This window comes from Alteromonas hispanica, assembly GCF_010500915.1.
Lineage (GTDB): Bacteria > Pseudomonadota > Gammaproteobacteria > Enterobacterales > Alteromonadaceae > Alteromonas > Alteromonas hispanica.
On sequence record NZ_JAAAWP010000002.1, the window covers coordinates 103735 to 124136 of the forward strand.

19 protein-coding genes are annotated in these 20402 nt (G+C 41.8%); 9 read left to right on the forward strand and 10 right to left on the reverse strand.

Going from position 1 to position 20402, the window contains the following annotated elements; translation table 11 throughout:
* Positions 1-168: 168 nt before the first annotated feature.
* The gene (locus GTW09_RS03405; protein ID WP_163110116.1) at positions 169-1695 is read right to left on the reverse strand and encodes a peptide MFS transporter; all 1527 of its coding nucleotides are present in this window, start codon (positions 1693-1695) and stop codon (positions 169-171) included.
* A 556-nt stretch (positions 1696-2251) separates the two neighbouring features.
* Here GTW09_RS03405 and galU point away from each other — a divergent pair.
* The gene (galU, locus tag GTW09_RS03410; RefSeq protein ID WP_071978820.1) at positions 2252-3142 is read left to right on the forward strand and encodes a UTP--glucose-1-phosphate uridylyltransferase GalU; all 891 of its coding nucleotides are present in this window, start codon (positions 2252-2254) and stop codon (positions 3140-3142) included.
* Positions 3143-3205: 63 nt separating this feature from the next.
* On the opposite strand, the gene GTW09_RS03415 is transcribed toward galU, so the two are convergent.
* The 7 genes from GTW09_RS03415 to queF all read right to left on the reverse strand — a co-directional run bounded on the left by GTW09_RS03415 (position 3206) and on the right by queF (position 11325).
* The gene (locus tag GTW09_RS03415; protein ID WP_163110118.1) at positions 3206-3520 is read right to left on the reverse strand and encodes a ComEA family DNA-binding protein; all 315 of its coding nucleotides are present in this window, start codon (positions 3518-3520) and stop codon (positions 3206-3208) included.
* Positions 3521-3716: 196 nt separating this feature from the next.
* Entirely contained in the window at positions 3717-4724 is a 1008-nt protein-coding gene (locus GTW09_RS03420; RefSeq protein ID WP_071978822.1) for an isocitrate dehydrogenase, read from the reverse strand.
* Positions 4725-5018: 294 nt separating this feature from the next.
* The gene (locus tag GTW09_RS03425) at positions 5019-6686 is read right to left on the reverse strand and encodes a histidine kinase (protein ID WP_163110120.1); all 1668 of its coding nucleotides are present in this window, start codon (positions 6684-6686) and stop codon (positions 5019-5021) included.
* Between the two features lie 6 nt (positions 6687-6692).
* Entirely contained in the window at positions 6693-7067 is a 375-nt protein-coding gene (locus GTW09_RS03430) for a DUF3192 domain-containing protein (RefSeq protein WP_071978825.1), read from the reverse strand.
* Between the two features lie 356 nt (positions 7068-7423).
* Entirely contained in the window at positions 7424-8785 is a 1362-nt protein-coding gene (gene ppnN, locus GTW09_RS03435; RefSeq protein WP_163110688.1) for a nucleotide 5'-monophosphate nucleosidase PpnN, read from the reverse strand.
* Between the two features lie 11 nt (positions 8786-8796).
* Positions 8797-10386, reverse strand: a complete 1590-nt coding sequence (locus tag GTW09_RS03440; RefSeq protein ID WP_163110122.1) for a GGDEF domain-containing protein — start codon at positions 10384-10386, stop codon at positions 8797-8799.
* Positions 10387-10455: 69 nt separating this feature from the next.
* Positions 10456-11325 (reverse strand): NADPH-dependent 7-cyano-7-deazaguanine reductase QueF, encoded by an 870-nt coding sequence (queF, locus tag GTW09_RS03445; RefSeq protein ID WP_163110123.1) that lies wholly within the window; start codon positions 11323-11325, stop codon positions 10456-10458.
* A 96-nt stretch (positions 11326-11421) separates the two neighbouring features.
* Here queF and syd point away from each other — a divergent pair, with 96 nt between their 5' ends.
* Positions 11422-11976, forward strand: coding sequence for a SecY-interacting protein (syd, locus tag GTW09_RS03450; protein ID WP_163110124.1), 555 nt, complete (start codon positions 11422-11424; stop codon positions 11974-11976).
* A gap of 66 nt (positions 11977-12042) precedes the next feature.
* On the opposite strand, the gene GTW09_RS03455 is transcribed toward syd, so the two are convergent.
* Positions 12043-12336: a hypothetical protein gene (locus GTW09_RS03455; protein WP_163110126.1), complete on the reverse strand. Its 294-nt coding sequence runs from the start codon at positions 12334-12336 to the stop codon at positions 12043-12045.
* A 315-nt stretch (positions 12337-12651) separates the two neighbouring features.
* Here GTW09_RS03455 and GTW09_RS03460 point away from each other — a divergent pair, with 315 nt between their 5' ends.
* From GTW09_RS03460 to GTW09_RS03470, 3 genes are all read left to right on the forward strand, one after another.
* Positions 12652-13017, forward strand: a complete 366-nt coding sequence (locus tag GTW09_RS03460) for a DUF3192 domain-containing protein (RefSeq protein ID WP_071978830.1) — start codon at positions 12652-12654, stop codon at positions 13015-13017.
* A 257-nt stretch (positions 13018-13274) separates the two neighbouring features.
* The gene (locus tag GTW09_RS03465) at positions 13275-13922 is read left to right on the forward strand and encodes a GNAT family N-acetyltransferase (RefSeq protein ID WP_163110127.1); all 648 of its coding nucleotides are present in this window, start codon (positions 13275-13277) and stop codon (positions 13920-13922) included.
* Positions 13923-14143: 221 nt separating this feature from the next.
* Complete coding sequence (locus GTW09_RS03470; RefSeq protein WP_163110129.1) at positions 14144-14842, forward strand: response regulator transcription factor; 699 nt, start codon at positions 14144-14146, stop codon at positions 14840-14842.
* Between the two features lie 60 nt (positions 14843-14902).
* On the opposite strand, the gene GTW09_RS03475 is transcribed toward GTW09_RS03470, so the two are convergent.
* Positions 14903-16060 carry an AMP-binding protein gene (locus GTW09_RS03475; RefSeq protein ID WP_163110130.1) on the reverse strand — a complete coding sequence of 386 codons (1158 nt, stop codon included), beginning with the start codon at positions 16058-16060 and terminating at the stop codon, positions 14903-14905.
* Positions 16061-16224: 164 nt separating this feature from the next.
* Between GTW09_RS03475 and GTW09_RS03480 the strand changes: the two genes are divergently transcribed.
* The 4 genes from GTW09_RS03480 to GTW09_RS03495 all read left to right on the forward strand — a co-directional run bounded on the left by GTW09_RS03480 (position 16225) and on the right by GTW09_RS03495 (position 20401).
* Entirely contained in the window at positions 16225-16962 is a 738-nt protein-coding gene (locus tag GTW09_RS03480) for a PAS domain-containing protein (protein WP_163110132.1), read from the forward strand.
* Positions 16963-16979: 17 nt separating this feature from the next.
* On the forward strand, positions 16980-17327 hold the full coding sequence (locus GTW09_RS03485) for a PAS domain-containing protein (RefSeq protein ID WP_163110134.1): 348 nt from the start codon (positions 16980-16982) through the stop codon (positions 17325-17327).
* Between the two features lie 77 nt (positions 17328-17404).
* The gene (locus GTW09_RS03490; RefSeq protein ID WP_163110136.1) at positions 17405-18709 is read left to right on the forward strand and encodes a methyl-accepting chemotaxis protein; all 1305 of its coding nucleotides are present in this window, start codon (positions 17405-17407) and stop codon (positions 18707-18709) included.
* An 18-nt stretch (positions 18710-18727) separates the two neighbouring features.
* Entirely contained in the window at positions 18728-20401 is a 1674-nt protein-coding gene (locus GTW09_RS03495; protein ID WP_163110138.1) for an aromatic amino acid ammonia-lyase, read from the forward strand.
* The last annotated feature ends 1 nt before the right edge of the window (position 20402 follow it).

Here is a 20402-nt window from a genome sequence, read left to right on the forward strand (position 1 = left end):
TACGTACTCTCAGTAAAAATTTACTTTCAATAAAAAACCGCCGAAACACAACTGTTACGGCGGTTATTGTAGGGCAATCTTTGGGTAGTTAAAACAGCGTTAGCATAAAACTGTCTTAACCCAAGGCTCTGCTAACCTAAGGCTATGTAACCAAAACCAAGCCTAGTCTTAAACTTCGGCTTTATTTTGAATGCCCGCTTTCTCCCAAAAGCGTGACTTAACGCTTAGAAGCGCAATGACAATCCCTACTGCAATGCTAAACAAGGCGATTTGTAAGTAGAGGTTAGGCATTTCTTGGACATTTTCCGGATCGAAATTACCAGAAAGAAGACCCGCAATGATGTTACCAATTGAATAGGTAAGTACGAATACACCCATCATTTGTCCTGCAAATCGCTTAGGCGAGAGCTTGCTTACCGCGCTTAATGCCACAGGGCTTAAGCATAGCTCGCCTACTGTATGTAGAAAGTAGGTTGTTACCAACCACATAGGCGCTACTTTGAGACCTTGTGCTGCATACTGTGATGCCATAAACATAACTAAGAAGCCTGAAGCCATAATAATGATACCCACGGCACATTTGATGGTGTAAGACGGGTCAATCATTCGCTTGGCAAGGTTGATCCAAAGCGCGGCAAAAAATGGCGATAGTATGATGATAAATAATGAATTTGATAGCTGGAACCAAACCGTAGGTATGGCAGACATACCAAACCAAGAGGTAAGGAACGAACCATCACTCAACACACGATCGGTATAATTTTGGGCAAATAAATTAAGCGAAGAGCCTGCTTGTTCAAAACCTGACCAAAAGCACGCTGAGGCAACACAAACAAGGAAAAGAGCCCACATGCGTCTTTTTTCGTTCTCTGATAGTTCACCTTTAAAATAAATAAAGCCGAAGTATAAAAAGAATATAGCGGTGAAAAATATTGCGACTTTTTGTGCAAGGGCAACGGGCTCAATAATTATAGTTCCCATATGAGCCATAATGATTACAGCAATGGCAGCTGCAACAACCACAAGCACGCCTGTCCAAGCGCGCTTTCTCGCTACGCCTTGATAGGCATTTGCAGGTGCAACTGATTCTGCAGAAAGTGTGCGATTTGAGAAATAATATTGAATAAGGCCAATCGCCATACCTACGGCGGCAGCACCGAAGGCGTAGTGCCATCCCCAGTTTTCTTGAAGATAACCGGTAACGAGATAGGCAATCAAAGAACCGATGTTAATACCCATATAATAAAGGGCATAGCCACTGTCGCGACGACCATCGTTTTCACCATATTGCTGCCCAACCATGGCAGAAATATTAGGCTTTAATAACCCTGTTCCTGATGCCACTAAGATAAGACCAACGAAGAATAGGTTCTGTAAATCAATAGCAAGTACAACGTGCCCTGCAAAGATAATTAGGCCGCCGTACCATACAGCTTGCTTACCGCCGATAAGTCTGTCAGCTAACCAACCACCGGGTAATCCAAGAAAGTAAACGGCACCGGTATATAAGCCATAAATAGCGCCTGCTGTCGCTACGGTGAACCCAAGCCCCTGGGTTTGAAGACTTGCGGTCATAAATAGTACGAGCAGAGCACGCATACCGTAGTAACTCATGCGTTCCCACATTTCAGTGAAGAAAAGCGTTCTCAGGCCCCCTGGATGACCAAAAAAGCTTGTATCAATAGATGGTTTCATAATTATTTTTTAATTCCACATTGCTTATGGTTGTTATTGTAGAGCTCTCTGTCGGTTGGCTCTTTGATAATGGTCCGAATACGGATAACTTCTTATACTAGAGCTAGGCATAAGACACAAGATTATGCGCATAAAGAACTAGGCTTAGGTGTCAACCGACCAAGTTTTGAGCAAGTTTACTGAAAAATCATTTATCGTAAGCGAGGTAATATGCTTGAATTGTCGGGCTACGCTTTTTGCTCAAAGTTTTAAAAATACTTTAAGATTTTTTGGCGGTCATCATTAAAGGTTAAAAAAGTCAGTGTTTACTGGAAAGACGTAAGTATATTACCTTTCACCATCTTGGTGCGTGTTATACCATTATAACCCCAATATGGTGCTTAAAAGAGACAGAATTTAAAGCTTTGCTCATAGAAAGGTCATCTATGCGCAAAGTTAGTTAATTGGAACATCGATTGCATTGTTTCGAAAAGTGCACGCATTTTTTCGAAACGCAAATCCGCTAAACGGACTTGCAGCGATTGCGTCGAGGAATTTGAACAAAAGGATAGAGACTATGAGCCAGGTAAAAAAAGCTGTTATTCCGGTAGCAGGACTAGGAACGCGGATGCTTCCAGCAACAAAAGCAATCCCAAAGGAAATGCTACCCGTTGTAGATAAGCCACTTATTCAATATGTTGTGAGTGAATGTGTCGCTGCAGGGCTAAAAGAGATTATTCTTGTTACCCACGCGAGTAAGAACAGTATAGAAAACCACTTTGATACCTCTTTCGAACTTGAGGCTACATTGGAAGCGCGGGTAAAGCGGCAGTTACTTGAAGAGGTCCAATCTATTTGTCCTAAGGACGTTACAATAATGCACATCCGTCAAGGCGTAGCAAACGGTCTTGGGCATGCTGTCTTGTGTGCTCGCCCCCTTATTGGTGATGCGCCTTTCGCCGTTGTGTTACCTGACGTTATTATTGATGATGCTGCCTGCAATCCGAAAAAAGACAATCTTGCCGACATGGTTGCTAAGTTTAATACGAGCAGAGTTAGTCAGGTCATGGTAGAGCAAGTAGCGCAGGAAGATGTATCTAAGTTTGGTATTGCAGACCTTGATGGGGCAGCTATTACTCAAGGTGAATCTGCTAAGATTCACAAAATGGTAGAAAAACCACCTCTAGATGAAGCTCCATCAGATTTAGCTGTTGTGGGTCGCTATGTGCTATCGGAGAAAATTTGGGATCTACTCGAATTTACCCCTCCTGGTGCAGGTGGGGAAGTGCAGCTTACCGATGCTATCGATGCCCTTATGAATTTAGAGCAGGTTGATGCTTACTACATGAAAGGCAAAAGCCACGACTGCGGAAGTAAACTTGGCTACATGAAGGCTAATGTGGAGTACGCATTGCGTCACCCTTCATTAGGCGAAGAGTTCAAAGAGTTTTTAGCTACAATAAAGTAGTTGGATTCTAAAACATAAAAATGCGCCCATGAAAAGGCGCATTTTTTATGTCAACGAAACGTCTCATTTAACCACAACTAAATCACTTATCTTCGCTAGCATCTTATTGCCAATCCCCTTGACTTCAGTGAGTTGCGCCACTTCCAAAAAAGGCCCTACCTGCTCACGATAGCTAATAATCGCCTTCGCTTTTGATATGCCTACACCAGGCAGGGTTTGCAGTTCTGCCAAAGTCGCGAGGTTTAAATCTATTTTATTGCCTATTGAAACGCTACTTGTAGAAGAAACTGGATCAGTTTTAGCGACTTCTGCCTGTGCTAAAGGTGTTTGTAAAGCAATTGCGGTGAGTAACATTAAGCTTGAGAGTTGTTTTTTCATCATCATTCCTTGTTTGTAGCGATATGCACCATTTGCATATCGTTTGTACGCGGTGTGTACAACAACGAATGTTACGAGATTAATGACAGAGGGGTAGTCCAGTTTTAGTACAGTTTTACTGCCTTCTTAAAACGAGGAGATGGTGACGGGTAAAAAAATAGCGGGCAATGCCCGCTATTTTTAATTCAGTGAGAATTTATAGGCGCTCGATTAATGCGTCTGTAAATTCAATAGTACCGGCCTCACCGCCAAGGTCGCGAGTAGTGCGGTCGCCACTTTCAATAACGTCTTTAAGCGCCGTGCGAATTTTTTCAGCTTTGTCACTCATATTTAAGTACTCAAGCATTTGCGCAGCGGCCAAGATGACTGATGTTGGGTTTGCAAGATTTTTTCCTGCAATATCAGGTGCCGAACCATGAACTGCCTCAAAAATAGCGCAGTCTTCGCCAATATTCGCGCCTGGGGCCATACCTAATCCGCCAACAAGACCTGCACATAGGTCAGAAAGAATGTCGCCAAATAGGTTGGTCGTTACGATCACGTCGAATTGGTGAGGGTTCATTACAAGCTGCATACAGCAGTTGTCTACAATCATTTCAGCCGACTCAATGTCAGGGTAACGCTCGCCAACTTCGCGCGCTACTTTAAGGAACAGACCAGATGTCGATTTTAGGATGTTTGCTTTATGAACAGCAGTTACTTTCTTTCTACCTTCACGGCGAGCAAGTTCGTAGGCGAAAGTAACAATTTTCTCTGCACCTTCGCGAGTTATCTTACTCATAGCTTCTGCTTCGTTGCCGTCTTCAGATACCACTTGTCCAAGACCAGAGTACATGCCTTGGGTGTTTTCACGTACTGTAATGATGTCGATATCTTCATAGCGTGCCTTGGTGCCCTTAAAAGAAATTACAGGGCGAAGGTTTGCATACAGCTTAAACTGTTTGCGAAGGCTAACGTTAATAGAAGTAAATCCCTCGCCTACTGGGGTAGTCAAAGGGCCTTTAAGTGCCACTTTATTTTTTGCGATAAGATCGAGTGTCTCTTGTGGTAACAACTCGCCATGCTCTTCTAATGCAACTAAACCTGCGTCGGCATACTCGTAAACGAAGTCACAGCCAACTTTATCTAAAATTTTTGTGGTTGCATCTATGATGTCTGGGCCAATGCCGTCACCGCGGATGACGGTAATGTGTTGCTGAGTCATGATGAGAGATCCTCTGGTAATTCTGTTGTCTAAATCGTTAGGTTTTTATTGCACTGCTTTATTGCTGCTGGCACAACACGCCATCGCTTGCCTGCCTATTATTAAACTGAAAAACGTAGGGATTATTTATGTTGAGCAGTGCAAAAGTTCGCGTATTTTATACGATACAGGGCGTAAGTTATAGCCATTCGTAAATATAAATTAAGCGGTGTGAGTAATAACTATTGTCGCTCCATGGCGTAAGACAGCATTGTTGTATAAAGAGCGTGAGCTATAAGTTCATAATTAGACTCTTCAGTGGGGAAGAGGGCAGTAAAATTGCTCCCGATGTTCATCAATAATTCGTGATAAATCTGACGGTGAGAGCGAAAGCACAGACAACCAAGGGGCAATTTCTTTATCAACGCCGTTGAGTGCGTTGTAGTCGTTAAAAAGGCAGGTTTTAGCAAGATAAAACGCAGACAATATTATGGCGTGCTCCTTTCTTAATGATTTAGGTACTTTGTCATTTGTCTTATTGCAGTGATGCAACAAAGCACGCCAAGTAGAGCTCTGATGCCAATTTCCCGACAGTTCTCCCGCTATAGAAAGCCATGTGGATGAGGAGGCTATTTTAAATGTGGTGTTAATGGAGAACTTCGCCGTTTCTCGAATTTGTAATCTGGTCATCACTTTTAGTTCTGGCTGCGTAAAAAGTGGCGAGCATACAAATGTCATGGTCAGCGCTGCAGATTGTGGCGAAAACTTTGTTTTTGTTAGCGATGAAAGTTTACTAGCAAATGCGCTCGCCAATAAAGTGAAATGCTTACATGTTTCTACAAGAGGATATTTGTGCTGTGTTAGCCGTTCCATCAAGGCAAATTGAATAAGCATATCTCCCACGCGCTCAGTGCCATAAGTGAGTACTGCTTGTTTGATACTCTTAACTGGTAGTTTAAGGCGATTATCTTGGCTGGCCGTATAAACTAAAAAGTTATTGAAAGAAGGCACTCGCTCGATTTTTTCGCAAAGCGATGGTATGTCGATGTCTCTTTTTTGCAGTTCATCAATAATGTGTAACAAAGGTGTCGGAGGTTTCTGAATCCCATATGTCGAAGGGAAAAAGCCTTGCCCTCCTGTCGCAACTCTATCCGCTGCGGTTTTATAGTAAACAGCAATAAACTCATCAAGCTCAATATGCTGTTCAATAGGCGCACGAATTGATGCATTTTTTATCCAAGCATTTTGAGGCTCGCTGATTTTAGAACTGCTGTTTTTAACTTGGGCGCCTCTTTTTTCCTTTGTATTTTTAGCGGTTGGGATATAAACATAGCTATGACCCTGCTTTATATCTATAACTGTGGCCGGCATGCCGTTGGCATACACTTTTGCTCCTGGTAAGGGGCGCTCGAACAGTTCAATAAGTGGCTTAACTAAATTCCGCTGATGTGTCGGAATAAGCCGAATGCATCTCAAAAATACTGCAGAGCGATGTTCTTGCTTGCAACTGCTTACTACACTAGCAAGCACACATAAACGCTGGGCACTGTTAAGCTTAATATGACTGAGAGCATGGCTGCTTTTTGTGGTGAATAAAACTCGCTGAAGACGAACTATGTCAAGCCACAGCAGTAACCCTTTTGAGCGTAAAAATTGAGTGATAGCTTTTTTACAGCGAGTTTGAGCTTTTGTGTTAGCAAGATAATTTGTTGCATAAACTGCCGCAATAATGTGCTGTAAATAATGATCGTTAAAATGATTGAGTTTGCCAAATATCGCAGTACTTATTAGGTGACTTAATTGGAATGGTAACGTGCTACTTATGGATATTGTCGCAATAGCAACGGCTGGCTCTTCATTAACTAAGGCAACAATACCTTTTGCATTTTTCAGCCATAAATTAACTTTTTCTTCAGCGCTTTCATCGCTATCTGGGGCGGTCAATAAATTGGAAAGCGGGGTTGGTATGCTGGCCTCTGCCATTATATGCTAGCTTTCTTGATAGCTAGAATAGGCACCATCTCCCCACGCTATTAGTTTGTCGTTTTCGAAAAGTAGCGGTGTGCATTCATCTTGGGTGGTTAAGCCATCTGCGCGAACATGTTGAGTTCTAAAAAACATAACTTGAATAGCATTAACGCCTTGGCGTTTGGCCTCTGTAAGGTCTGGTGAGCCGAGAAGTGCTAGTACTTCTTCGCGAGTGCTGCCTAGTTTTAACTTAGTAATTTGAACACGATTGTATTCCTCTCGATCTTTCCAATCCATGTTCTCGGGCTTGTCGGGATAAAATGCAATGATCATAAAAACAAACAGTGCGTAAAGTCCTACGCCAGCAAAGATAAGCCGAATAACTTTGGTGTTCATAACCGTTACTTCTCGTCTCTTAATATATTAATCTGATAAGCCTTGGGAAAAATGCATTGAGTTCGCTTGGTTATAAAAATTAGCAAAACCTCAGTTTCTGCAGCCCAATTTCTGTTATTTGTTTTAGTCTACCTTAAAATGCGTAGGAATAATAAGTGATTATAGTTGCTACGCACCCTAAGCATAATTGAATGATAGAGCACGCTTGTAAAACTTCTACTTTGAATAAATTTCTGCACTCTATCGGTAAAAATGCCGACAGCAATATTGCGATATGTTGCAATGTTGGCAGATTCTTACGCAGTACATTTAACCCAGCTTACTAACGTCACTTTATTTAAATCTTTTTATTTAAGCTACTTTTGTTTAACCACGTAGCACGGTTCATAAGCGCTGCCGGGTAATTTCATTCTGTGCTGTTTTACGAAAGACTCTAGCAGCACATCAATATTGCTCATTAGCGCTTTGTCACCGGTTATTTCGAATGGCCCGTGTTTTTTAATCTGCTTTATGCCCTCAGCTTTCACGTTACCTGCCACAATACCTGAAAAGGCTTTTCTCAAGTTAGAGGCTAAATCGCTACCCTCCTGATTATGATCCAGCTGTAGTGAGGACATACTTTTGTGGGTGGGAATAAACGGCTGCTGAAAGTCGCGCTCTATTTTCAAAGACCAGTTAAAACTAAAAGCATCACCCATAGCGCCGCGATACCTTTTTACTTTTTCAAGGCCGCTGCATAGAGCTCTGGCAACTTCTTCTGGGTCATTGACTATAATTTGATACTTCTTCTGAGCCTCTTTGCCCAAGGTGTCGGCAATAAATTTATCTACTGCCTCAAAATATTCCTCACTCCCGGCGGGGCCCGTCAATATAACGGGTATTGGCTGCTGATGGTTTCTCTCGTTCATCAATATGCCCAGTAAATAAAGCAACTCTTCGGCTGTACCCACGCCCCCGGGGAAAATGACAATACCATGGGCAAGTCTGACGAATGCCTCTAGGCGCTTCTCAATATCTGGCATAATGATGAGCTCATTAACAATGGCATTGGGAGGCTCTGCGGCAATAATGCTGGGCTCTGATATACCGATATATCTTCCGGTTTTATTCCTTTGTTTGGCATGTCCAATGGCGGCACCTTTCATTGGTCCCTTCATCGCGCCAGGGCCACAACCGGTGCAAATATCCATATCTCTTAAGCCAAGCTGATAGCCAACTTCTTTAGTGTATTTGTATTCAGTTTGGTTAATAGAGTGGCCGCCCCAGCACACGATAGTATTCACATTGTCATTCCCCTCAAGCGCTTTGGCATGGCGCAGCATGTCAAATACCATATCTGTAATTTGAGCACCGTCTGAGGGAGCATGCTCATGCAAGAGATCGTATTTATCTCCCATGTAAAGCAGATCACGAAGTACAGCAAATAGATGCTCGTGCACACCTTTTACCAATTTGTCATCAACAAATGCCACTTCAGGGGGATTGATGAGTTCTATTTTTACCCCTCGCTCTCGGCGAATCAGTTTAATGTCGAAATTTTCATAAGGGGCAAATAACGTCTCAAAATTGTCTTCATCTACGCCACTATTGAGCACTGCTAGTGAGCAATTTCGAAACATGGAGAATAATTCGCTGTCTGAAGCGTCTTGTAAGCGTGCTACCTCAGCTTGTGAAAGCTGACTCATCCAACCTAAAGGGTTTAGCTGTACTTTTTTTATCACGTTACATCCTATTTATCGGCATTTACGTCAGTAATAACTTGATTACGACCGTTGTGTTTGGCTTGGTAAAGATGTCTGTCTGCCCTGTCAAACGCTGAATCAATGCTGTCTTTTGCCATGAAGCAGGTGCCGCCGAGGGATGCGGTGATCACAACTCTCTCTTGCTTGAACTTGAGTTGCATATTCTCTAAGTCACTTCTAATAAGCTCTAACCTCTGGCGTAACTTATCTTCATTAAGATCGGGAAGAAGGATGACAAACTCCTCACCTCCCCACCTAGCTAAAAATTCATTACCTTTTATATGGCGTTTAAATACTCGGCTTACAAGTTGCAGAGTTTTGTCACCTGCAGAGTGGCCAAACTTATCGTTGATAGATTTAAAGAAGTCGATATCAATAACGGCTATTGAGAGCTCTCCACCGTTTGCGTTATACAGCTGGTAAGCTTTTTCAAGCTCTTCATTGTAAGCTTGGCGATTGGGTAGGCGAGTAAGCGCATCGGTTTTACTTTGTATTACTTGCTCGGCCAATTTTCGACGGTAAGAGTTTGTTTGCTGCTGAAGAGTATCAATTCGCTCTTGCATTGATGAAAGCAAAGAGATTAACGCCGCCTGACCATCGTTATCGCTTATTTGGCTAGCGCTCAGCGTTTTAGATAATGCTTTAACGCAAGATTGAGTTTGCGTTTTCAATGCATCAAATGAATCACTTGTTGAGACGGCATCTTCAATGTTGTCAATGTAAGACTTAAGCTTTGCATTATTTTCATTACGCTGCTCAAATTGCGCCTGGCTCCCCGCAATGCTTTTGTTAACGTCATCACCTATCTTACTTAAAGAAGTGTGTAAGCCTTGAATAACTTTACCGGTGAGACTGGCCTCAGTCATCGCATCTTGTACAATCATGCGAAGAATAACAATGCAGCTTTCTAGTAATTGCTCATCAGCCATGCCCTCATCGAGCCTATGCTTAATATCTAGTAACTGTTTATCGTTGGGTTTTTTTTGAGTGTATGAAGTAACTAACTGATTAAGTTCTATAAAAATGGAACGGTAGAAGTGTGAACTGCCACGCTTACTGTCAGATACGTTGCGTTCACTGCTGCCATCCATTGAGCCTTTGCTCTCTTCAGGCGTACTGGTTTCAGAACGTGCGCTAGATTCGCTTAAAATCCCTTTTACTTGTTTGTTTAATGCAACACGGTGAAGCTGAAGGGCCCTGGCGTACAATCGATATATGCTAAAAATATCTGACACCGGCTGATTTAACTTTATCAGTTCTTGTGTAGCCAGCCCGCGTAAGTCTTCATCATCAAACACAATCTTCTGCAGCTGCTTCATTGCGTCTTCTATAGATGAAACAGTCTCTAAACTGTATTTACGAAGACTAATATCCTGGTTTTGTAAGGCTGTATTTAACTTTCCAATACTCACTGTCGCCAGACTAAAATTGGGTGTTCCAGAGAGATGGCCTCTCAGGGTTTGAAGCTCACCATCAACTCTATCTGAAAAGCCTTCGTAGAAAGAGGACAGTTTCACAATAAATTGGCAAAGAAGCGCATTATTTTTTTTAATTGCCTGCAGCTGTTTATCTTCCATGTGTACCGTCTTCTTTTTTGTTACGGGATAATTATGATTATTGAGGGTCGTATGGCATCGATAACACGGTTATTGTCGAGCCTGCCTATCGTTTGGATAGGGGGCCTCGAAATTGGTGCGAAATGGGTTAATGTCTAACCCGCCTCTTCGAGTGTATCGAGCACAAACAGTGAGTTTTTTTGGTTTGCATTGCGTGTAGATGTCGGTATAAATGCGCTCGACGCATTGTTCGTGAAACTCATTGTGCTGCCTAAAACTTATGAGATAGCGAAGCAAACCTTCATGATCTATTGGCGCTCCCTCGTACCTAATTTGAATGCTTGCCCAATCGGGTTGGCTGGTTATTAAACAGTTTGACTTGAGTAAGTGAGATACAAGGGTTTCGCTAATTTCTTGCGGCTTTTCGGTGGATATAGAAGTGCGCAGATAGCTCGAGTCAGGTTCATAGTTATCAACTTCAATATCAAGATCATCTAGCAATGTGCCTTTAAACTCACGAAATTTCAGGTCCTCAAATGCACTGGGTAAAATCAGGTTCACTTCCACTTGTTCTCCGGCACAGGCGGATAAATCTTTTACAAGAACCTGTTTTACATCATCGCTATCATCAAACTTAGTTTGGTTAAAACTGTTTAAATAAAGCTTAAATGACTTTGATTCAATCAGGTTCATTGAGCTGATTGGAACCATGCATTCAAGTATAGCAACTTGCGGTTTGCCTTTTGCATTAAGCCAAGACAACTCATAACCAGTCCAAGTATCAATGCCTTCAAATGGAAGCGTTGATGAAGTAAGAGATAATGTGTCTCTACTTAAACTACGAGGCACTCCCTGCAACAACTCAGGATTGTATTCAAACTCGTAGTCTACTGTTTTGCCCAGCGATAAATTGTCTGGTGCGGATATCGTAATTTTTTCTTTCTTGCTGTCTGTTGGCATAAAAACTCTAGGACTTTAATGGGTATATCGGGGCTAACAGTTGACTTAGCCATCTTTACGTATAGTGTAACTCAAAAATACGAAGGTAATTGAATTATGGCTCTTTCAATGTCTGAAGAACTCGACAATTTTGTATCATCTTATGTAGAAAATGCCAACGAATGTGGTCTCGCTGTTCCTTTCGATAAAGATTGGCCGTCGTCTTGTTACCAGAGTGAAGGAAGTCAAGGGCAACTCGTTCAATGGAGGCCTGTTCGACAAAATGTATCGGTATCCTTTGATAATGTAGCAGCGGCGCTCGAACTCGAATTGGATGAGGCTTACTGCAATTATTTTACGCGTTATTTTAGCAATAACCTCATAGCCCACGCGCCTCAGGGGAAATGTGAATTGCTGCAGGTGTGGAACGAAGACGATTTTGAGAGGCTACAGCAAAACCTTATCGGTCATTTATTGATGAAGCAACGTTTGTCGCAGCAGCCTACCTTGTTCTTTGGTCTGACTGATGAAGACGATTTTATTTTAACTGTTATCAATAGCACCGGTGAGGTAGCGCTTGAACAAGTAGGTCAGGAACCAAAAGAAATTTTAGCGCCCTCATTAGCCGAGTTTCTGAGCGTATTAAAGCCCGCACCACCGCAAAATTCATAATAGCTGAATATAAAGTCTGAAATAAAGCCCGGTATTAGAGTTATCCCTTTTCTTGTAATACTTGAGCTAGCGCGCCTGCAATATCCGAGCTAGCGCAGTCTTCAGTTCACTTACCTCTTGCTCAAGAATATCGACACGGTTTGCAAGGGATACTCGCTCATTTTCAGTAGATGAATTTGACTTTGTCTCAACATTGCTCGTACTTGGCTTGCTGGCGTTAAACCGCTTAATAGCCTCGATTGCTTCAGTAACGGATGTTTTGAAAGGCGCTTTAGAACGAAGAATTCCAACAGTAGGTGTTTTTCCATCTTCGTACATTTTATGGCAAAGAATAATCAGTTGGTTGATGTTGTTGCTCATAATTGAGTGCTTAATACCTTAAAACTAGAGTTTTGCGCAGCGGTTGATCATCAAAATGACTTTTCTTACTGCACAATAATATAAATGAAAAATACTAATAAGTTGTGATAGTTACTAATTGTTGCGGCTTTTAGCATGCCTTCGATTTTTAAAATTTAACAAAAACAAAGTCTTACATATTGGCGTCAATTTTGATTATCAGTTCATAGTTATCAACCTGAGACCATCGTTCACTCGTCACAAATAACTTATACACCCATTCGTTGATCTTGGGCGAACTGATGGAAAAATGCTAATAATAATTAAGGAATATACATGAAAACACTCATTTTATCTGTTGCAGTTGCATCCTCTCTTTTGCTTTCTGGCTGTGTGGTGTCGGTAGGGGGAGGATCAGACAGTCACTATGGTAGTGACTGGGAAGACAGAGAGTTTAATAATCGTAAACACATTGCAAATTTAGAAACAGGTGTGGGTTATGAGTCAGTTCTCAGAAAAATGGGAGTAGCTGATTTCAATGAACTTTTTGAAAAGGCAGATGGTACATATCGAGTACTCTATTATCGCACGCAAAAAACAATGGGTGATGGCGTCACAACGAAAGATGAATGCACGCCTTTGGTATTCAAAAATGGTGATTTGGTTGGGTGGGGCGACAGCGCTTACAGTTTAATGCGTTAGTCGTCACGGATAACTAGCATAGATAGGATACACTTGTTAATAAAAGGTTAACAGTTGGCTGGTTTTCGCGTAGGCTAATCATTATTCAGTCGGTCAGCGTAATAATTAGTAAATGTTGTTAATGATTTATCGAAAGGGTTATTCATTTGCGCTTTTGATCGCGGTTTATAATTCTTTTCACGTCGTAGAATAATAATGATATTCCAGACTGATTCTTAAATTAGCCTGCTTAAATTAGCCTAAATGGAGGCCTGCTTATGGAAATCGAATCGAACGATGTTGCTTTAGTACCTTCAACTGAAAGTGTCAAAGCAATTTACCTTTCAGTTGACGATTTAAAAGTGGCGGCGTCTATTCTTTACAATGCCTATGTTGACGACCCGCTGTTTATAGATATCTTCCAAGCAGAAAAAGAAGGCTATGAAAGCAGGCTGCGCTCAGCTATACGCGAAGAAATTAATGCGTTCTGGGTTGCTGAGCAACCCATGATCGGTTTATTTCAGCAAGAACGCCTAATTGCTGTGGCGTGTCTTACTGCTCCCGATGCAGCTTTCGGAGCTGGGCGATACTGGCACTGGCGTTTACGCATGCTTCTAACAGCTGGGCTCTTTGGTACCAAGCAAATGCTTGAAAAAGAAGAGAAGGTAAGAACACTTGTACCGGCGAAGAACTTTCATATGCTCAGCTTTATCGCTGTCCATCCAGATTACCAAGAGCATGGCTTAGGCCACATATTGCTCGGTGCCATCGACAGTGTGGTTGAGGATGATGAAAAGAGTGAAGGAGCCGCGGTGTTTGTAACAGTTGAGAAGCACAAATCATTTTTCGGCGACGACAAATACCGCGTTGTCGGCAACTTGTCTCTATCGCACGTCAGTGGGGCGGTCATGTTCAGAGGCAAATAGTGTTCCGCGCTAGTACTCCTTATTTCATGTAGCTGTAACGCCTTTTTGTTTAAGAGATGGAGGTTCTGCTTTTAAAACGCAGATAGGCTCAATGTATATGCTAGATGGCGAGACGTTATTTATCGGAAATAAAAGCATTTGCGTCTCTGGATTCGCTAAATGTTTAAAAGTAGCCTAAACCTTCTAATATTCATATTGCCTCATATTGGCGAAACAGAGCAATGATTCATTCTATTTTATACGTTGAAGACGACTATCAACTGGGTGATGTGGTTGAGGCGTATTTGGACGCGAATGGTTATCGAGTGACACATTGTAAAAATGCTCAACAAGCACTTCAGGAAGCCAAGCACAGAGAATTTCACTGTGTAGTTTTAGACTTGACGCTACCCGATGAGGATGGCTTGGTTGTGCTTCGCAAAATTAAGGGATTACGGCAGATCCCAATAATTATTTGCTCGGCGAGAAGTAGTGTTGAAGATAGGGTATCAGGCTTAGAATTTGGTGCTGATGATTACCTAAGCAAACCCTTTTCATCTAAAGAGTTGTTGTTGCGTATTAAGAAGCTAATTGAACGATGGTCGTTCACTCAGAAACAGAGCGACAGCTTCAAAGTTGGGAAATTTACTCTTGATACAAGCCGAAAAGCGTTGATTGGCTCCCAGCCCAGCGAAAATATTTCCCTTACCATTGGCGAGTATGTATTGCTTGCTCTACTTGCAAGAAAGCCGGGTACGGTATATTCAAGAGAGCAGATAATTGACAGTGTCTCAGGCGTTGAGGGCCCAGAGAGCACAAGGGCTGTCGATATCTGTATTTCTAGATTGCGAAAAAAAGTTGAAGCCGACCCAAAAAAACCAGCGGTGATAAAAACATCTGTTGGTTTTGGTTATTATCTCGAAAATAGAACTCCTGAATAAATAGACGTTCAAAAAAATAACGTTTTAACAAGGTCGCTCCTAATATCCATCAGAGCTATGTTAATCCCAGTCGCATAGTTTCCCCATTTCATTCTTTGGTATCTGTCGGCCAAATGTAACGTTATGGACGCTAACTAATGCACCCAGTTTACGAATAAGGCTATCCATTACATTGGAGCTATTTGCAGTATTATCTAATGCAACAAAAAGCTTCACTTCATTATTAATGTTTGATTGGATAACACGAACAGCAACGTCATTTACCTCAGGTATTAGTGATACTTCGTATTTGATATCGTTTGGACAAACGTTGTAGCCATTAATTTGAATTTTACTATCAAGTCTTCCGTCCACCCTAAAATGTCGGTTGTCTGAGAAAGACAGGTTATCTTGAACTGCTAAGCAAACATCTTTATTAAACACTTTGTTATTAACACGACAAAGAGTGGGTCTAAGGGAATATTCTGGCGAGTCGCCCGCTCTCAACCCAATTCCCCCTGTTTCGGTAGCTCCATATATTTGAAGTGCTGTTTTATACTCACTATTGTGAAGATGCTGCAGTATGTCAAAGTCTAGCGGAGCGGTGGAGAGAACTAAGTGCGTACTACTTTTACTTGTGTCTGGAAGCCTGTCAAGTAAGTGAGTCATTGCCGGCACGCTTATCATTAACGTTGAATCAGTGATTTCGAGGCTATGAATCATTGTTTTTTGAACGGTGCAAGCACTGACATTGGCTACTTTAGGTAAAATTACTGTCCATATGAAACCATATATATGTTTAGTAGGCACAGTGCTTAATATGTGAGAGAAGTCGGGCAGCATACATATCCAATCCTCTGCTTCACGGATTAATGAGCTTAATGAATGAATAACCTTTTTGGGTTTTGACTCTGAGCCTGACGTGTAAAAAGTTATAGCTGCATCATCATCGTTCATCGCTTGCGCACAAAGATCAGCTAGCCCACTGATATTTGGAGAAGCCAAGAGGCTATTGATTTTGTCTTCATCATGAATATTAAAAAATTCGCAAATGTAGCTTAACGCTTGGTATGTCGCCAATGAGTCGAGAAGCCATCTGTTTCGGTTATCAACTTGTGTTGCACAGTCGACAATATCTTTTTCGCTGAAATCACGATACATACAAGCTTGAATTATCAGTTCGATAATAAGCCGCTTTATTCCTTCATCCTCTCTACTCCAACAATATCTATTATTCATTTTCTCAACCCCCAGCTCAGATTTAACTGAAAGTATAGACCGCTTTAAACGCTAAATTTGCATCGAAACATGTTTGAAACATCGAAGAAAAAACATTGAAAAATCTATCAGCCATGCTCCACCTATCGCAACACGGTAAATTTATTTTGCTATAGGAGATGACGATGAATGAAGAACAGCTTTTAGAGTTTTTATACATAGCGCCTGTCGCCCTCATCAAATTTGATGAGGGCGGAAATGTCAAAATGGCTAATCCACGGGTAGCACAGCTGTTTAATCGCTACGCACCTGGCGGCTATTTTGCCAATTTTTTCCAATTTCTAGATGATGAGTTACCGGATCTCAAAGAGGCCATTGCTAGCTATGGTGCTGAGCACGGACAAGTGATGGAAAACCAGCGATATTGTATGAAGGCTCCAGCTAGCGACGATGGAATTGCAAGCGATGAGTTATGGATGGATGTTACGGTCGTAAGGCAGGATAAAGACGAATTTATCGCTTCGTTAAACAACGTAACGAACCAAGTAAAAATTGAATCTGAAAAGTTTATTGCGGAACAAAAACTGTCTCGTGTTTTTGAGTCGGTAAAACAACATGTCATCTTCACAATGACCTCGTCAGGCGTAATAGACAGCTGGAATACCACGGGTGAAACCTATATCGCTAAACGTGATGGGGCTATCGGTAAGGTGCTTTCGCAATTATTCCCACTTTCAATAGCAAAAAACGCAGAATTGTTAAGTCAAACCCTCGAGGCTGGCGAGATCGCCGAGCCCATTTCGTTTAAAGACCTTGAAAATAATACTCATGATGCACGTTTGTGTATTTCAACTATTCGAGACCAAAGAGGAGCTCATAGAGGCTTTTCTGTGGTATTGACCTTTGGCGCACAGCCACATTAATTCTATTGGAGATAATTATGAACTTCGCGAGTGTAACAATCGACCAACTCAATGCTGCTTCATCACCAAACTTCAACGCTGCTAATTTTGGTGTCGTGAAAATGTCACATGACGGAAAAGTGACGGGGTATAACGAGAACCAGGAAAAGCATACTGGAATGTCTAAATCTGCTGTTTTGGGTAAGCACTTCTTTACTCAAGTAGCGCCCTGTACAAATAACTTTATGGTGGCACAGAAGTTTGAGAATGAGCGTACGTTGGATGCCAAGATCCCGTACACCTTTACGCTGAAAATGGCACCAACGCCAGTGACACTTCGAATGCTAAAAGATGATCAAAATCAGTATTTGCTGTGTGATTGGTAGCTTTGTGATTGGTAATAGTGTTGGGCGCCTTAGCGGCGCCCACTAAGCCAATTCGCGAAATGCGAACGGAGGTTTACATGTCTAAGATCTATAGAATTTTAATATCATCATTTATCACTTTTGTTGCCTTAGCAATAGGGTGCGTGTTGTTTGCGATCGGAAACGATATGTTTGGCTTTGTCTTATGCGGTGCTAGCGCAATTTCACTAGCGATATCTGGGTGGCTACACTACTCACAGGTTGTAAAACCCATAGCGCACTTAAATACACTGATTGAAAAAAATGTTGATGGGTTTAATACCATTTGTAAAAAACAGGGTTTCAATATCAACGATGACTGCGTGATTGAGAAAATCACTGAACTGTTAAGAGAGACTAATCGAGATAACGGTGAAATTTTAGAGGCTTACCGAGCCGACCACTCTATCGTTGAAAAAGTGAATAAAGAGATGGAAGCAATGGTGATGTATAACGACCACGTTATTGCCATTGACGAGGAGCATTCGTTTGATCCGGAGTCTGTGAGAGGCGCCTTTGAACAATCAGAAAATGCTGCAGATTACGCTACCAGTACTTTTGAACAAATTTACATGTCTATTAACAACCTTGGCACCAGTTATTCAAATATTAATGAGCACTCACAAACGCTAAAATCAAGCACCGCAGAGAGCGTAGAGCTTGTAGATTCAACGCGTCAAAGTATTAGTGAATTAGCCGAAAAAGCGAGTGAAATTACAGAGTTTACCAACTCTATCGCAGACATCGCGAGAATGACCCAGCTTTTAGCGCTGAACGCGTCAATTGAGGCCGCGCGAGCGGGAGAATTAGGAAGAGGGTTTGCCGTCGTCGCCGACGAAGTGAAAAAATTAGCCGAGCAAACTGACCAGGCGACAGCAAAAATCTCCCAAATTTCGGCATCAATTTTGGAAAGTAGCGCTCATTCTGCATCATCGATGGTGCTTATTGATGAAAAAATAAATACGGTAAGCAGTACGCTTTTCTCAGTGGTTGACACAGTTGAAAGCCAATGGAGTGACGTTCAAATGCTGCTTGGTCAGATGGGGCAAACTGCGGGTACTGTTAGTGGTTTAAAAGGTATTTTGCAAAGCTCATCCGCCGAGCTTGAATCGCATTTTGTGATGCTGGATGGTTTATATAATTTTGCCCGAGAAAGCGCGGTGTCTATAGTCAATCTAAGAGAAATTCTCGGGTTGGAGAATAGCGCAAATAGCGATGAAGCAAATCCGATATTGGAGCTTAATGCGGAGGGCGAGCATCAAGAACAAGAAGATGAACTCGCGAGTAACGATTTAGATGTTTCTGAATCAAATGACTCCTCCGAAAGCTCGCCAAACACAAGTTCGTCTCCCGTATGTGCGTAACCAAAAAGAGTATAGACAATGTCCAATCTTGCTAAAGCGATAAACAGTGACTTAATGACTTCTCATTGTGGGCGATTCTACATCGATGGAAAAAATATTACTCTGAATACGTTTTCAGACTTTGTAGATGGGCGTTCGTCGGCGCATGTAGCGCCTCAATTAGATGACACCTTTTTTAATGAAAGTATCAATATCCTGAATCATTCATTAGCAAGCGGTCGAAAAATCTACGGAGTAAATACACTTTTTGGCGGCATGGCTAACCAAGAATCATCAGATGCCATTACGCTGCAAAAACAGCTCATCTTGTCTCACTTAAGTGGTGTAGGAAATGCACTCCCTGATGAGGACATTAAAGGGGCCATGTTACTAAGAGCTAACTCACTGTGTCACGGTGTTTCCGGAATTAGAAAAGAGATTGTTGAGCGTTATTTAATGCTAGCTAACAACCACGTTTTACCACTAGTTCACGAGTTTGGTTCTATTGGAGCTAGCGGCGACCTTGTTCCTTTATCTGCTATGGCGGCAGCTGTGTGCGGTATATCAGAACAAAGCAAATTGAAAGTGAAAGGTGAGTATAGCAACTCGATAGCAGTGCTTAATAAACTTGGCCTAACTCCTTTTGAATTAAGACCGAAAGAGGGGCTTGCGCTAATCAATGGCACTTCAGTATTAACAGCAATAGCGGCAAATAACTGCAATAAGCTATCTAATTTGTTTGCGCTGCACGTAAATATTCAGACGCTCATTGCCGAAATTATGGAGTGTGATGTCAATCCATTTAGTGACTTTATTCAGAGAAACCGGCCTCATCCAGGTCAAATAGCAATAGCAAAATTATTGAGGGAGTCTCTTTCGAAATCGAAAATGGTAAGAGAGAAGTCTCAAATTGAAGCTGATCTAATGAATAATGATCTCATTCAAGATAGATACTCGATTCGCTGCATGCCCCAATATTTAGGCGCAATTATCGAAGACTTGTTTGCTATTGAAAAAACAGTACAAATAGAAATGAACAGCGCGACGGATAATCCGCTTATTGATACAGAACGACAAACACACGTTCACGGCGGTAATTTTCTAGGCCAACACATCGGTATGGCGATGGACAAACAACGTATATGCGTTGCTTTAATGGCAAAGCACAATGAAGCTCAGCTTGCCATGTTGGTAGAGCCTTCTTTTAGCAGAGGGTTGAACCCCTCGTTATTAGATGAAAAAGGGAAGGGAGTTCATGTTGGTATAAAGCCATTACAAATATTAAGTAATTCGCTCACGCCGCTGCTAGAACACAAAGCTAACCCTTTATGTACGCACTTCCCTATTCACGCAGAACAATTTAATCAAAATTTAAACTCTCAAGGCTTTGGCTCAGCACAGTTAACAAGAGAAAGTATCACCATTTTCACTAAGCAAGTGGCTGTAATGTGCATTGTAGTGGCGCAAGCAGCCTGCCAGAGATCGAATCAAAAAGGCGACTGGAAAAAGGACCTTTATTCGCAACGCTCAAAAGATCTACTACAGTCTATAAGTAAAGTTCTCGATGTTGACCTTTTCTCATCAACCTCGCCAGTAGAGTCTTCATCGAGTGGAAATTATAGTGCTTGGTTAGAGCGTTTAACTTTTGCAATTGAACATAACAAACTTCCAGGTGCTAAAAGTATTGACTGGGAAAATATCGAGTTAACTTAAT

Bases quoted from the DNA above. Each gene is read 5' to 3' on its own strand.
- GTW09_RS03425 (WP_163110120.1), bottom strand. From the start codon at position 6,686: ATGGCAGAGGCCAGCATACCAACCCCGCTTTCCAATTTATTGACCGCC.
- galU (WP_071978820.1), top strand. From the start codon at position 2,252: ATGAGCCAGGTAAAAAAAGCTGTTATTCCGGTAGCAGGACTAGGAACG.
- syd (WP_163110124.1), top strand. From the start codon at position 11,422: ATGGCTCTTTCAATGTCTGAAGAACTCGACAATTTTGTATCATCTTAT.
- GTW09_RS03420 (WP_071978822.1), bottom strand. From the start codon at position 4,724: ATGACTCAGCAACACATTACCGTCATCCGCGGTGACGGCATTGGCCCA.
- GTW09_RS03495 (WP_163110138.1), top strand. From the start codon at position 18,728: ATGTCCAATCTTGCTAAAGCGATAAACAGTGACTTAATGACTTCTCAT.
- GTW09_RS03465 (WP_163110127.1), top strand. From the start codon at position 13,275: ATGGAAATCGAATCGAACGATGTTGCTTTAGTACCTTCAACTGAAAGT.
- GTW09_RS03405 (WP_163110116.1), bottom strand. From the start codon at position 1,695: ATGAAACCATCTATTGATACAAGCTTTTTTGGTCATCCAGGGGGCCTG.
- GTW09_RS03415 (WP_163110118.1), bottom strand. From the start codon at position 3,520: ATGAAAAAACAACTCTCAAGCTTAATGTTACTCACCGCAATTGCTTTA.
- GTW09_RS03480 (WP_163110132.1), top strand. From the start codon at position 16,225: ATGAATGAAGAACAGCTTTTAGAGTTTTTATACATAGCGCCTGTCGCC.
- queF (WP_163110123.1), bottom strand. From the start codon at position 11,325: ATGCCAACAGACAGCAAGAAAGAAAAAATTACGATATCCGCACCAGAC.
- GTW09_RS03485 (WP_163110134.1), top strand. From the start codon at position 16,980: ATGAACTTCGCGAGTGTAACAATCGACCAACTCAATGCTGCTTCATCA.
- GTW09_RS03490 (WP_163110136.1), top strand. From the start codon at position 17,405: ATGTCTAAGATCTATAGAATTTTAATATCATCATTTATCACTTTTGTT.
- GTW09_RS03440 (WP_163110122.1), bottom strand. From the start codon at position 10,386: ATGGAAGATAAACAGCTGCAGGCAATTAAAAAAAATAATGCGCTTCTT.
- GTW09_RS03460 (WP_071978830.1), top strand. From the start codon at position 12,652: ATGAAAACACTCATTTTATCTGTTGCAGTTGCATCCTCTCTTTTGCTT.
- GTW09_RS03455 (WP_163110126.1), bottom strand. From the start codon at position 12,336: ATGAGCAACAACATCAACCAACTGATTATTCTTTGCCATAAAATGTAC.
- GTW09_RS03475 (WP_163110130.1), bottom strand. From the start codon at position 16,060: ATGAATAATAGATATTGTTGGAGTAGAGAGGATGAAGGAATAAAGCGG.
- GTW09_RS03430 (WP_071978825.1), bottom strand. From the start codon at position 7,067: ATGAACACCAAAGTTATTCGGCTTATCTTTGCTGGCGTAGGACTTTAC.
- GTW09_RS03470 (WP_163110129.1), top strand. From the start codon at position 14,144: ATGATTCATTCTATTTTATACGTTGAAGACGACTATCAACTGGGTGAT.